This window comes from Mesorhizobium sp. B2-1-3 (genome assembly GCF_006442495.1).
Lineage (GTDB): Bacteria > Pseudomonadota > Alphaproteobacteria > Rhizobiales > Rhizobiaceae > Mesorhizobium.
The window spans coordinates 62,174-74,655 of record NZ_VFWL01000004.1 but is presented as its reverse complement, the minus strand read 5'-3'; the positions used below and the strand labels follow the sequence as shown (position 1 = coordinate 74,655).

General features: G+C 64.1%; 10 protein-coding genes. 8 read left to right on the top strand and 2 right to left on the bottom strand.

The window, feature by feature from the left end; all coding sequences use genetic code 11:
* Positions 1 to 53 precede the first annotated feature (53 nt).
* Both FJ973_RS09535 and FJ973_RS09530 read right to left on the bottom strand, forming a co-directional pair.
* Positions 54 to 938, bottom strand: coding sequence for an AraC family transcriptional regulator (locus FJ973_RS09535; RefSeq protein WP_181165159.1), 885 nt, complete (start codon positions 936 to 938; stop codon positions 54 to 56).
* A 127-nt stretch (positions 939 to 1,065) separates the two neighbouring features.
* A complete protein-coding gene (locus FJ973_RS09530; RefSeq protein ID WP_140555515.1) occupies positions 1,066 to 2,421 on the bottom strand; it encodes a glutamine synthetase family protein in 1,356 nt (451 codons plus the stop codon).
* Between the two features lie 474 nt (positions 2,422 to 2,895).
* Between FJ973_RS09530 and ftsZ the strand changes: the two genes are divergently transcribed.
* The 8 genes from ftsZ (at position 2,896) to FJ973_RS09490 (ending at position 12,482) form a co-directional block, all read left to right on the top strand.
* Positions 2,896 to 3,933, top strand: coding sequence for a cell division protein FtsZ (ftsZ, locus tag FJ973_RS09525; RefSeq protein WP_140497755.1), 1,038 nt, complete (start codon positions 2,896 to 2,898; stop codon positions 3,931 to 3,933).
* Positions 3,934 to 4,268: 335 nt separating this feature from the next.
* Complete coding sequence (locus tag FJ973_RS09520) at positions 4,269 to 5,243, top strand: sugar-binding transcriptional regulator (protein ID WP_181165158.1); 975 nt, start codon at positions 4,269 to 4,271, stop codon at positions 5,241 to 5,243.
* Positions 5,244 to 5,288: 45 nt separating this feature from the next.
* Entirely contained in the window at positions 5,289 to 6,731 is a 1,443-nt protein-coding gene (locus FJ973_RS09515; RefSeq protein ID WP_140555514.1) for an extracellular solute-binding protein, read from the top strand.
* A gap of 160 nt (positions 6,732 to 6,891) precedes the next feature.
* The gene (locus tag FJ973_RS09510) at positions 6,892 to 7,815 is read left to right on the top strand and encodes a sugar ABC transporter permease (RefSeq protein ID WP_013896837.1); all 924 of its coding nucleotides are present in this window, start codon (positions 6,892 to 6,894) and stop codon (positions 7,813 to 7,815) included.
* A gap of 12 nt (positions 7,816 to 7,827) precedes the next feature.
* Positions 7,828 to 8,685 (top strand): carbohydrate ABC transporter permease, encoded by an 858-nt coding sequence (locus FJ973_RS09505; protein WP_140497759.1) that lies wholly within the window; start codon positions 7,828 to 7,830, stop codon positions 8,683 to 8,685.
* A gap of 4 nt (positions 8,686 to 8,689) precedes the next feature.
* Complete coding sequence (locus FJ973_RS09500) at positions 8,690 to 9,808, top strand: ABC transporter ATP-binding protein (RefSeq protein WP_140514619.1); 1,119 nt, start codon at positions 8,690 to 8,692, stop codon at positions 9,806 to 9,808.
* The gene (locus FJ973_RS09495; RefSeq protein WP_140555512.1) at positions 9,805 to 10,929 is read left to right on the top strand and encodes an ABC transporter ATP-binding protein; all 1,125 of its coding nucleotides are present in this window, start codon (positions 9,805 to 9,807) and stop codon (positions 10,927 to 10,929) included. Before FJ973_RS09500 ends, FJ973_RS09495 begins: the two co-directional genes overlap by 4 nt.
* Positions 10,929 to 12,482, top strand: a complete 1,554-nt coding sequence (locus FJ973_RS09490) for an FGGY-family carbohydrate kinase (protein WP_140555510.1) — start codon at positions 10,929 to 10,931, stop codon at positions 12,480 to 12,482. The genes FJ973_RS09495 and FJ973_RS09490 overlap by 1 nt, the downstream gene beginning before the upstream one ends.

Here is a 12,482-nt window from a genome sequence, read left to right as displayed (position 1 = left end):
CTTGTCCATTCTTGTCCAAACCACTGATATCGCGGTGCCGTGTTGCGGAAATGTCACCGGCGGCCGGCGCTCTTCATCCACGCACCCGGGGTCAATCCGACCACGGACTTGAACACGCGGGTAAGGTGCGCCTGGTCGAAGAAGCCGGTGGCCTGGGCGATGTCGCCAAGCGAGGCAGCCTCATGCGCCATCATCGCCTTTGCCCTGTCGATCCGCGCCTGCATCTGCCAGCGATGCGGCGGCACGCCCGTTGCTGCCTTGAAGGCATGGCTCATCGCGGTTTCGGACAGGCCGGTCAGCGCGGCAAGATCAGCAAGGCGGATCCTGTCCAGGCAGTGGGCGTCGATGTAATCCGTGACGAGGCGCAGTTTGCGGCGGGGCAGGGGCGACCGGCGCCTGGCGGCACTTGGCCGGTCTATCTGGAAAAGGCATGCGAACAAGGCGTTGAGCAGACCTTCGCCATAAAGATCATGCAGGTTCCACTCGCTGCCGCATTCAGCGGCGATAAGCCCGGCAAGCGTAGCGATCCGATCATCGCGAAACTGGAGGCGCGATATCTGCAAGGCATCGCGATCGAGGCTGCGGCCGAAGCGGCGGGTCAGTGTCGCCGCGTCGAAATGAAGGTCGAGATGCCTGATCCGTTTGAGTCCTTCGACGCGGCCGCGGATCGGCACCCCGGCCGGTATATAGGCTATGGAAAACGCTTGGTTGTGGCGGCGCGGTTCGCCCTGGGCGCCTTCGACGACGAAGGCACCGTCGCCGTCGATATCGAGAGCGACGAACAGCCGGGGGTCGGGAGAGACGTAATAACCCTCGGCATTGTCACCGCATGAGACATCCCAGAGGTCGGCGACGACGCCGTCCCAGACGTGCCATTTCAGCTCGCCGATCACGGCAAATCCCTGAATCCGGCTCTCCATGCGCGCGACGAAGGTCAATTCTGCTTATCCCGGGCATAAACATGATAGAAAAGATCATGTTTATGCCCGGTCAGCGACAGCACCGCAAGCCCTTGCGTTCGAAGGTCGTGCTGAACCGACGCCGCTGCTGTCGGTCAGCGCAGCCTCAGACGCTTTCGAGATAGGTCTCGATCTCGAAGTCGCTGACGTTGAGCGCGAATGTATTCAGTTCCTGGCGTTTGCAGGCGATGAAAGAGTGGCGCAGGATCGCCGGGAAGATCTCCGCCACATGCGTCCCGCTTTCAAAGGCCGCGATCGCGGATGCCCAGTCCGGCGGCAACTTGGCCGGGGCAAGGCCTTGCCCATCATTCCCGGTTGGGTCGCCCGGTGACATCTGCCTTTCGATGCCGACCAGTGCCGCGCCCAGTATGGCGGCAAGCACAAGATAGGGATTGGCGTCCGCTCCCGACACGCGATGCTCGATCCGGCGCGCACCAGTCGGGCCGCCGGGAATGCGGATCGCGACCATGCGGTTCTCGTAACCCCAGGCGACGGCGGTCGGCGCGTAGGATCTCGGCCGGAGCCTGCGGTAGGAGTTGAAATGCGGCGCGAACACCAGCGTGCTCTCGGCCATCGCCGCCAGCAGTCCGCCGACAGCGTGGCGCATAATGCCGGAGCCCTGGTCGGTGCCGTCGTCGAAGACGTTGCGCCCGTTGGCGTCGACAAGGCTGAAATGGACGTGGAAGCCGTTGCCGGCTCGGTCGCCATAAGGCTTGGCCATGAAGCAGGCGGCAAAGCCGTGCTTGCGGGCAATGCCCTTCACCGTGCGCTTGAACAGGACGGCGTCGTCGGCCGCCCGCAGCGCGTCCGCGACATGGTTCAAATTGATCTCGAACTGGCCGACGCCGTTCTCGGCAATGGCGGTATCGACGGGAATGTCTTGTGCTCGGCAGGCTTCGTAGATGTCGTGGATGAAGGCCTCGAAGTCGTCGATCTCGTCGATTGACAGTGCCGCGTCGGAATCCAGACGCCGCCCGGTGACCGGCGAGACAGGCCCGACCGGTCGCTGCGATTGCGGGTCTACAAGATAGAATTCGAGCTCGGTCGCGACCACAGGCGTCAGGCCCAAAGCCTTGTAGCGGTCGAGGATACGGGCCAGTGCCCGCCGGGGATCACCGAGATACGGTGCGCCGCCTTCGTCGGCGAGCCAGAGCGGGATGAGGGCGGTCGGATGCGCCGTCCAGTTCACCGGAAGGATGCCGCGGCCTGTCCATTGGCACAATCCGTCTGCGTCGCCGGTCGAGAACACCAGCGCGTTGCCTTCGATATCCTCGCCCCAGATGTCCAGCCCGATCAGCGAATAGGGCATGCGCAGCTTGCCCTCCAGTGCCTTGCGCGCCTGCTCGACGGGGATGCGCTTTCCCCGCATGATGCCGTTGAGGTCGCACACCGCGGCCCTCAGGCTCTGGATGTCGTTTCGGCTCTCAAGCCAGTTCAGAACGTCCGCAATTGCATCGCCCAATTTCCAACCTCTGGTTTCGAAGGTGCCCGAGCCCTGATCGGCCGCGCTGTCCCTGGTAAAAATGGCTTGTGAGTTTTCGGGATCCATATCTGGCCGCAGCCGGATGTTTCCCTATTTATTCAAGTCATTAGCTGGGATGTCGGGAGGCATTTCAAAACCAGTTGCGCGATCTGCGACCGAAACATAGAGGCAAGAGCGTGGAAAGCCAAGGCTCGGCATCGGGCTCGGCGCGCGCAGGGTGAAGCCGGGATGCCGGCATCACTCTCGGGCATGCGCGGCCGTCGTGGGGATATGAAACGTCCCTATCACAAATCTTGACCTTCCCCGCACTTGCACCTCTGGCCGCTCTCTGGCTTTTTGGGACACCCATCCGAGCGGACTGATTCGTCACGCCGCTCTGCGTCGATTGCCGTTTTGCGGTGTGATCGATCTGGCGGGGCGTGAAGCGCGAGCGACTGGCGAAGGAGAAGAGGCATGGCCGAGTTCAAGAAGCCCGAGATCTCCGAGATGAGACCCAAGATCACCGTTGTCGGCGTCGGCGGCGGCGGCGGCAACGCCATCAACAACATGATCGCCGAGCAGCTTCAGGGCACCGAATTCATTGCCGCCAACACAGACGCGCAGGCACTCACCATGTCCAAGGCGACGCGGCTGATCCAACTCGGCGCGCATGTAACCGAAGGGCTGGGCGCCGGATCGCTTCCCGAGATCGGCCGCGCCGCGGCCGAGGAATCGCTGGACGAGATTATGGACCATCTGGCCGGCACCCACATGTGCTTCGTCACCGCCGGAATGGGCGGCGGCACCGGAACCGGCGCCGCGCCGGTCATCGCCCAGGCGGCGCGCAAGGCAGGCATCCTGACGGTCGGCGTCGTCACCAAGCCGTTCACTTTCGAGGGCAGGCGCCGCATGCAGATGGCCGAAGAGGGCATCGAGCGGCTGCGCGAAAGCGCCGACACCGTGATCGTCATCCCCAACCAGAACCTGTTCCGGATCGCTGACGCCAAGACCACATTCGCCGATGCCTTCGTCATCGCCGACCGGGTGCTCTATGCCGGCGTCAGCTGCATCACCGATCTCATCGTCAAGGAAGGCCTGATCAACCTCGACTTCGCCGACGTCAAATCGGTGATGCGCGGCATGGGCCGCGCCATGATGGGAACCGGCGAGGCGTCAGGCGATAGCCGGGCGATGAAGGCGGCGGAAGCCGCCATCGCCAACCCGCTGCTGGACGAAATGTCGATGAAGGGCGCCAAGGGCGTGCTGGTCTCGATTTCCGGCGGCCGCGACATGACCCTGTTCGAGGTCGACGAGGCCGCCACGAGAATCCGTGAAGAGGTCTATGAAGACGCCGACATCATCGTCGGCGCCATCTTCGACAAGAGCATGGAAGGCCGGTTCAGGGTTTCGGTGGTGGCCACCGGCCTCGACCGCGGGCTCGGCGTGGAAGATGCCGATGCCGGCATGGCGCACGACCATTCCATGCCATTCGCGGCGCGGACGTTGCAATAGGCGCTGCTCGCCAGCGGTCTTGGCCGCTGCCGGGCACCTCGACGTCGCCGGCGCACCACCAAGTTCAGCCTGGAGCTGATCACCCGAAAGCGGCTTGCCGAATAGTGCGATCCGCTCACCGGCGAATGCTGGGCGCCGCCGCTTCACCTGGACGGCGGCGATGGTGATCGGGTTCCTGCGCTTTCGCTGCCGCTGTTACCCTGACCGGTGCCACGCCCGGTGTTCGCTCGTCCATTCTCATTGAAAATCAGCGTTTGCAGGCGCTTGGCGCTTGACTCCGATGCGTCCATGTGAAAAATTTTGCAGAACCTGAAAAAAATATCAGAGGGCGGAACGTGGTTGGATTTGGAAACGGCCTCTTGCGCGATGATGAAACCGGCATGGCGGCACGCGCCGCCTGGCTTCATTACGCCGGCGGCCTGACCCAATCCGAGGTTGCCAAGCGCCTCGGGCTGACCAGCCTCAAGGCCCACCGCCTGATCACCAAGGCCAATCAGGAAGGGCTGGTGAAGGTCTATATCGACGGCGAAGTCTCGGAATGCGTCGAGCTCGAGGACGAGCTGTCGCGCCGCTACGGCCTCGATTATTGCGAGGTGGTTCCCGATTTCGATTCCGAGGAGTTGCCGCTCAAGGCGCTCGGCATCGCCGGCGCGCAATTCCTCAAGCGTGAGATCGAACGCGGCGAGCAGGCGCTGATCGGCGTCGGCCATGGCCGCACGCTCGCCGCCTGCGTGGAATACCTGCCGCGCAGCTCGACAGACAAGATCCGCTTCGTTTCGCTGCTCGGCGGCTTGACGCGGAAGTTCTCGGCCAACCCGCATGACGTCATTCACCGCCTCGCCGAGCGCACCGGCGCCGAAGCCTATGTGATGCCGGTGCCAATGTTCGCCAACACGGTGGACGACCGCGCGGTGTTGCTGGGACAGAAGGGCATCAGCGAGGTTTTCGATCTCGCAAGATCCGCCGACCTTTTGTTTGCCGGCATCGGCACGGCCGAACGCGAAGCCTCGCTCGTCGCCACCGGCATGATCGAGAAGGGCGAGATGGAGGAGATCCGCCGCAATGGCGGCGTCGGCGAATTGCTCGGCCATTTCTTCGACGATGCCGGCAAAGCGGTGGCGACAACCCTTTCCAATCGGGCGCTGGCGCTGGCGCGCGAGGACATCGCCAGCCGCCGGATCGTCGCGGTCGCCGGCGGCAAGGTCAAGGTTCGAGCCGTCAAAGCGGTGCTGGAGGGCCGCTATCTCAAGGGCCTGATAACTGATGAGCGGACAGCGCGATCGCTCGTGGAGGAGACGCCAGTCGGGTAGCCGGCGTCGGTTCAGTTAAAACTACCCTGTGGAGGAGAAGACCAAATGCATGAGAAAGAGAAAGACCTCATTGACGCTTTCCTGCGCGGACAAGTCGACCGTCGTGGGCTGATCAAGGGCCTGGGTGCGATGGGCCTTGCCGCCGGCACGGCCGGTACGCTGCTCAATTTTGGGCAGACCCGGGCGCTGGCCGCCGACTTCGACTGGAAGGCGCACCAGGGCAAGACCATCAAGCTCCTGCTCAACAAGCATCCCTATGCGGATGCGATGATCGCCAACCTCGAAAACTTCAAGCAGTTGACCGGCATGAATGTCGTCTACGACGTGTTCCCGGAAGACGTCTATTTCGACAAGGTCACGGCCGCGTTGTCGGCGAGCTCGCCCGAATACGATGCCTTCATGACCGGCGCCTATATGACCTGGACCTACGGCCCAGCCGGCTGGATCACCGACCTCAATGAATGGATCAAGGATCCGGCCAAGACCAACCCCAACTATGCCTGGGATGACTTCCTGCCCGGCGTCAAGAACTCCTGCGCCTGGAACGGCAAGCCGGGCGGGGCCCTGGGGTCCGAAGACGCCAAGCAATGGTGCATTCCGTGGGGCTTCGAACAAAACAACATCACCTACAACAAGGGGATGTTCGACAAGGCAGGCGTCAAGGTTCCCGGCAATATGGACGAGATGGTGGCCGCGGCCGCCAAGCTCACCAAGGATGTCGGCGGCGTCTACGGCATTGGCGTGCGCGGGTCGCGCTCCTGGGCGACGATCCATCCGGGTTTCCTTTCGGCCTACGCCAATTTCGACCAGAAGGACCTGAACGTGTCGGCCGACGGCAAATTGTCGGCCGCCATGAACACCGCCCAGTCCAAGGCTTTCCACAAGCAATGGGTGCAGATGATCCAGGAAAGCGGTCCGAAGGACTGGTCGACCTACACCTGGTACCAGGTCGGCGCCGATCTCGGCGCCGGCGCCTCGGCGATGATCTTCGACGCCGACATCCTCGGCTACTTCATGAATGGCGGCGACAACAAGATGGCCGGCAAGCTTGCCTTTGCCGCCTTCAAGGCCAACCCGGAGGCCAAGGCGCCAACGCCGAACATCTGGATCTGGTCGCTGTCGATGTCCAACTTCTCCAAGGACAAGGACGCCACGTGGTACTTCATGCAGTGGGCCTCCGGACCCGAGCATGCTCTGTTCGGCGCCACCAAGATGGATTTCGTCAATCCGGTCCGCCAGTCGGTCTGGAAGGATGAGACGTTCCGCGAGAAGCTGAACAAGAGCTATCCCGGTTATGTCGAAATGTTCGACGCCTCGGCGCCGGGCGCCTCGATCAAGTTCACGGCGCAGCCGCTGTTCTTCGATCTCACCACCGAATGGGCGGCGACGCTGCAAAAGATGGTGGCCAAGGAAGTGCCGGTGGACGAGGGTCTCGACAAGCTGGCCGAAAGCATCAACGGCCAGCTCAAGGAAGCCGGCCTCGGCTAGATGTAACAGAGGACCGGCCAGCCTTGGCAGGCCGGTCCTCACCTGACCTTTTCAAGATTGCGACGCGGGGCCGTAAGGTGGCCGCCAATTCGCCCGACCGGCCGCCTTGCTCCCTTGGGCGGCCGGCAGGGCGGAGCGACAGGGACAACGGAGCAGCACGATGACTGCGGTGGTATCGCAAAGGCCCAAGCCCTCGGGCTTCAGGATCAGCAAGAGAGTGCTGCCCTACGTGCTCAGCCTGCCGGCTCTGCTGGTCTGCATCGGCATCCTGATTCCGTTCCTGACCTCGGTCGTCTATTCCTTCCAGCGCTATCGGCTGAGCCAGCCCTGGGCGCGGCAGTTCAACTGGGGCGACAACTACATCTCCTTCTTCACCGATCCGAAGTTCTGGAACACGCTCAAGATCTCGCTGCTCTATGCCGGCACCACGGTGGTGCTGGAACTGCTTCTTGGCCTGGCCATCGCGCTGCTTTTGCAGAAGCGATCGACCCTGAACAACTTCATCTCGATCATGCTGCTGATGCCGCTGATGACGGCGCCGGCACTGGCCGCGCTGATGTGGAAGCTGATGACCAATCCCGGCTTCGGCGTGCTGAGCTATCTTGCCAGCCTCATCGGCTTACAGGATTTCCGCTGGGCCTCGTCGCCGTCGACGGCTTTGTTCACCGTCGTTCTCGTCGATATCTGGGTCTACACGCCCTTCATCATGATCCTGCTGCTTGCCGGCCTGCGCAGCCTGCCGACGCAGCCCTTCGAGGCCGCGGCCCTCGATGGCGTGCCGAGGAGCTTCGTCTTCTTCCGCATCACGCTGCCGATGCTGACGCCGTATATCCTGACGGCGACTTTGTTCCGCCTGCTCGATTCCATCCAGCAGTTCGACATCATCTACGCCATGACGCAAGGAGGACCGGGCGACACGCTGACCGTCTTCCAGGTCGAGGCCTATCTCAACTTCTTCCAGTCGACCAATGTCGGCCGCTCGGCGGCGCTGATGATCATCCTGTGGGCGATCACCTATTTCCTCTCCAACATCTTCATCAAGAACTGGCTCAGGCTGCGCGAGCGCGCCCGTGGCCAGGCATAGGAGGAGGCAGCCATGGAACACACCTCCTTGCTTGAACGCACCCTGCGCGGCGCGGCACTCACGCTGGTCGTGATCTTCTTCATGTTCCCGATCGTCTGGATCCTGATGATGTCGTTCCAGACCAACGAGACCATCCTGCGCATTCCGCCGCAGCTGGTCTTCGAGCCGACGCTCGCCAACTACACCGCGCTGATCACCGGCAAGCTGACGACCGCCGCCGGCACGCTCGACATCGCCTTCATGCGCAACCTGTGGAATTCGGTGTTCCTGTCGGTGACCTCGGTCGCGGTCTCGCTGCTGCTCGGCGTCCCGGCGGCCTACGCCTTCGCGCGGCACAAGTTCCGCGGCTCGGAGGACATCGCCTTCACGCTGCTGTCGTTCAGGTTCGCGCCGGCCCTGCTGGTGCTGTTGCCGCTTACGCTCTATTTCCAGAAGCTCGGGCTGGCCAACACCTATATCGGGCTGATCTGGGTCTATCAGCTGATCTGCCTGCCGCTGATCCTGTGGATCGTGCGCGGCTATTTCGAGGATATTCCGGCCGACATCGAATATGCCTATCGCATCGGCGGCCATTCCTGGTTTGCCACCTTCCGCAAGATCGCGCTGCCGCTCGCCGGCCCCGGCATCGCCGCTGCCGGCCTGCTTGCCTTCATCTTCGCCTGGAACAATTTCGTCTTCGCGCTGGTGCTGGCCTCGGCCGACAAGCAGCCGGTGACGGTCGGCGCGCTCGCCTTCATCACCTCCTCGGGCATCCAGTACGGCCAGATCTCGGCGGCCATCGTCCTGTCGATCACGCCGACGCTGGCGCTCGCCCTCTATGCACAGCGCTATCTGGTCGAAGGCCTGTCGCTCGGCGCGGTGAAGGGGTAGTTCCATGGCCAGCCTCGAACTCAGAAACCTCGTCAAGCGCTACAAGAGCCAGACCGTGCTCGACAATCTTTCGCTGACCGTCGCCGACGGTGAGACGCTGGTCCTGTTCGGACCCTCCGGCGCCGGCAAGACGGTGCTGCTGCGCCTCGTCGCCGGCGTCATCGACCCCGACGAAGGCAAGATCCTCATCGGCGGCGAGGACATGACCGACGTCGACGCCGAATTTCGTGGCGTCGGCATGGCGTTCCAGAATTTCGCGCTGTTTCCGCATATGAGCGCGTTCGACAACATCGCGACGCCGCTGGAGGCCAAGCGGTCGTCGCAGGGAGCGATCAAGGCCGGCGTCGAGAGTGTCGCCAAGCTGTTGAAGATCGCCCATGTGCTTTCCCATAAGCCGCGCGCTCTTTCCAACGGCCAGAAGCAGCGCACCGCGCTCGCCCGTGCGCTGGTCGGCTCGCCGCCGCTGCTGCTGCTCGACGATCCCTTGCGCAATGTCGACGCCAAGCTGCGTTTTGAGATGCGGCTCGAACTGCCGCGCCTGCTTGCCGACCGCGGCGCCACCGTCGTTTACGTCACCCAGGATTATAAGGAAGCCATGGCGCTCGGCGACCGCATCGCGGTCATGTCGCAAGGCGTCATCAGCCAGCTCGGTACGCCCGAACAGATCTATCGCGAGCCGGCAAATGTCGAGATCGCCCGGCTGTTCGGCGACCCGACCATCAACCTGCTCGACGTCAAGCCGGCGCTTGGCGCCAAGGGAATCCATGTCGCCCTGTCGAATGTGCAGGTCCATCTCGCCGGGGCTCCCGAGACCGCGGTCGGCCGCGACTGCATCATCGGGCTCAGGCCGGAAGCACTGCATTTCGTCGGCGAAAATGAACCCGGCGCCATTCCGGTGACGGTCGAGGCCGAAACCCCGCTCAACGAAAAGATCGTCACGCTGGTGCGCACGTTGCGCGGCCGCGAGATCCTGGTTTCGCGGCCGGCCGGAACACCGGGCCGCAGCGAAGGCAAGGCCCACATTGCCGTCGACGGCAAGAGCGCCCTGTTGTTCGATCGCGCCGGCGGCGAGCGCATCGGCTCGAAGAATGTCGTCAGTTTGCGCAACGGAGAAGCCGCATGAGCGCGAGCGCACTCACCATTTCCGGCGTCGACAAATTCTATGGCCCGATCGACCGGGGCGTCCACGCCGTCAAGAAGCTGACGATGGAGATCGGCAAGGGCGAGATCGTGGCGCTGCTCGGTTCGTCCGGCTGCGGCAAGACCTCGACCTTGCGCATGATCGCCGGCTTCGAGGAGGTGTCGCGCGGCGCGATCTCGGTCGCCGGCCGCCAGGTGCACACGCTGCCGCCGGTCAGGCGTAACGTGGCGATGGCCTTCGAGGGCTATTCGCTCTACCCGCCGCTGACGGTGCGCGAGAACATGGCCTTCGCGCTCAAGGCGGCCCGGCTGCCCAGAAGCGAGGTTGAGGCCAGGGTCGCCAGCATCGCCAAGCTGCTCGAGATCGAGGATATATTGGAGCGTTACCCAAGCTCTATCTCCGGCGGCCAGCAGCAGCGCGCCAGCCTGGGCCGGGCGCTGATCCGCGACGCCGATTTGCACCTGCTCGACGAGCCGATGGGGCAGCTCGAACCGCAGCTTCGCGCCGTGCTGCGCGGCCGCATCAAGCATTTCATCAAGGAGCGCGGCTTGACCGCGATCCTGGTCACCCACGACCAGACCGAGGCCAATGCGCTTGCCGACCGCATCGCGGTGATGGAAGGCGGCGTGCTGCAGCAATTCGATACGCCGGACAGGATCAAGGAGCGTCCGGCGAACCTGTTCACCGGCACCTTCGTCGGCGAGCCGCCGATGAATGTCTTCGAGGCCTATGTTGGAACCGCCGCCGGCCGCATCAATCTCAAGCTGCCCGACGGATTGTCGCTCGACTACGACAAGGACGCCTTCAGCGCTCCCGTCCGCGACCAGCTGCTCAGCCGCGAGCGGGTCGTCATCGGCATCAGGCCTTACGCGGTGCGGCGCTCGAAGGAGGGTGTTCCCGCCAGGGTCTCGGCCAACCAGTGGCTTGGCGACCAGACCCATATCGCGGCCGATTTCGCCGGCGGCTCGCTGGTCCTGGTCGAGCACGACCGCACCCGGCTGGACCTTGGCGCGCCGATCAATGTCAGCATCGACCCGAAGAACCTGCATGTCTTCGACCAGGCGAGCGGCGAGGCCATTTCGCACGGCATGGAGCTCGCCTGATGCGTGATCTCTTGATCGGTATCGACGCCGGTACTTCCGTCATCAAGTCCATCGCCTTCGACACGAAAGGCCGGCAGATCGCCGCCGCGGCAACGCCGAACCATTACGAGACGCTGCCGGGCGGCGGCGCCGAACAGGATCTGGCTTGCACATGGGCGGATGCGGCGGCGACCTTGCGCCAGCTTGCCGACAAGGTGCCCGATCTCGCCAGCCGGACGATCGCCATCGCGGTGACCGGGCAGGGCGACGGCACCTGGTTGATCGACGGCAAGGGCGAGCCGGTGGCAAAGGGCTGGCTCTGGCTCGACGCGCGCGCCGCCGGCGTCGTCGAGGAGATCCGCGCGCGGCCCGAGGACCGGCTGCGTTTCGAAAAGACCGGCAGCGGGCTCGCCGCCTGCCAGCAGGGCTCGCAGTTCGTGTTCATGAAGCGCAACATGCCTGAAATGCTCGACAAGGCGGCGACGGCGTTTCATTGCAAGGATTGGCTCTATTTCAAGCTGACCGGCGAACGCGCCACCGATCCTTCCGAGGGAACCTTCACCTTCGGTGATTTCCGCACCCGCGACTATAGCGACGATGTGCTCGACGTGCTCGGCGTCGCGGACCTCCGGCATCTCCTGCCGCCGGTCACAGACGGCACCAGGCACAGCGCCGGTCTGTCGCAGGCGGCGGCCGCCGCCACCGGCATGCTTGCCGGCACGCCGATCGTGCTCGGCTATGTCGACGTCGTCTGCACCGCGCTTGGCGCCGGCCTGCTCGACCGCGAGCGCAAGCCCGGCTGCACCATCATCGGTTCCACTGGCATGCATATGCGGCTGGCCGAGACGCCGGACGACGTGCAACTGAACGAGGCGGCAACCGGCTACACCATGGCCATGCCGGCGCCCGGCGTGTTCGCGCAGATGCAGTCCAACATGGCGGCGACGCTAAACATCGACTGGGTGCTTGGGCTTGCCTCCGGCATCCTCGCCTCGCAAGGCATCACCCGCAGCAATGGCGAAATGATTGCGCTCGTCGATGCCTGGATCGCGGCCTCGCAGCCCGCCTCACTGCTCTACCAGCCCTATGTGTCGGAGGCCGGCGAGAGGGGGCCGTTCGTCGATGCCAATGCGAGAGCCGGCTTCGTCGGCATTTCCTCGCGCCACGGCTATGCCGACCTGGTGCGCGCTGTCTTCGAGGGATTGGCCTTCGCCGCGCGTGACTGCTACGCCGCCATGGGGCCATTGCCGCGCGAGATCCGGCTGACCGGCGGCGCCGCCCGAAGCCCGGCGCTGCGCAAGATCCTCGGAGCCGCCGTCGGCGCAGACATCCGCACCAGCCAGCGCGAGGAGGCCGGGGCGGCCGGCGCGGCGATGATAGCCGCGGTCTGCGTCGGCCTGTACAAGTCGATGGACGAATGCGTCGCGGAATGGGTGACGCCGCTGCTTGGCGAGGCGGAGCCGAGTGATCGGGACCTCGCCGCGATCTACGACAGGATGACCCCGTCCTACGTGTTGGCGCACCAGGCGCTGCGACCGGTCTGGCGCGCGATGGCTTCGGTGCAGGCAAATTGA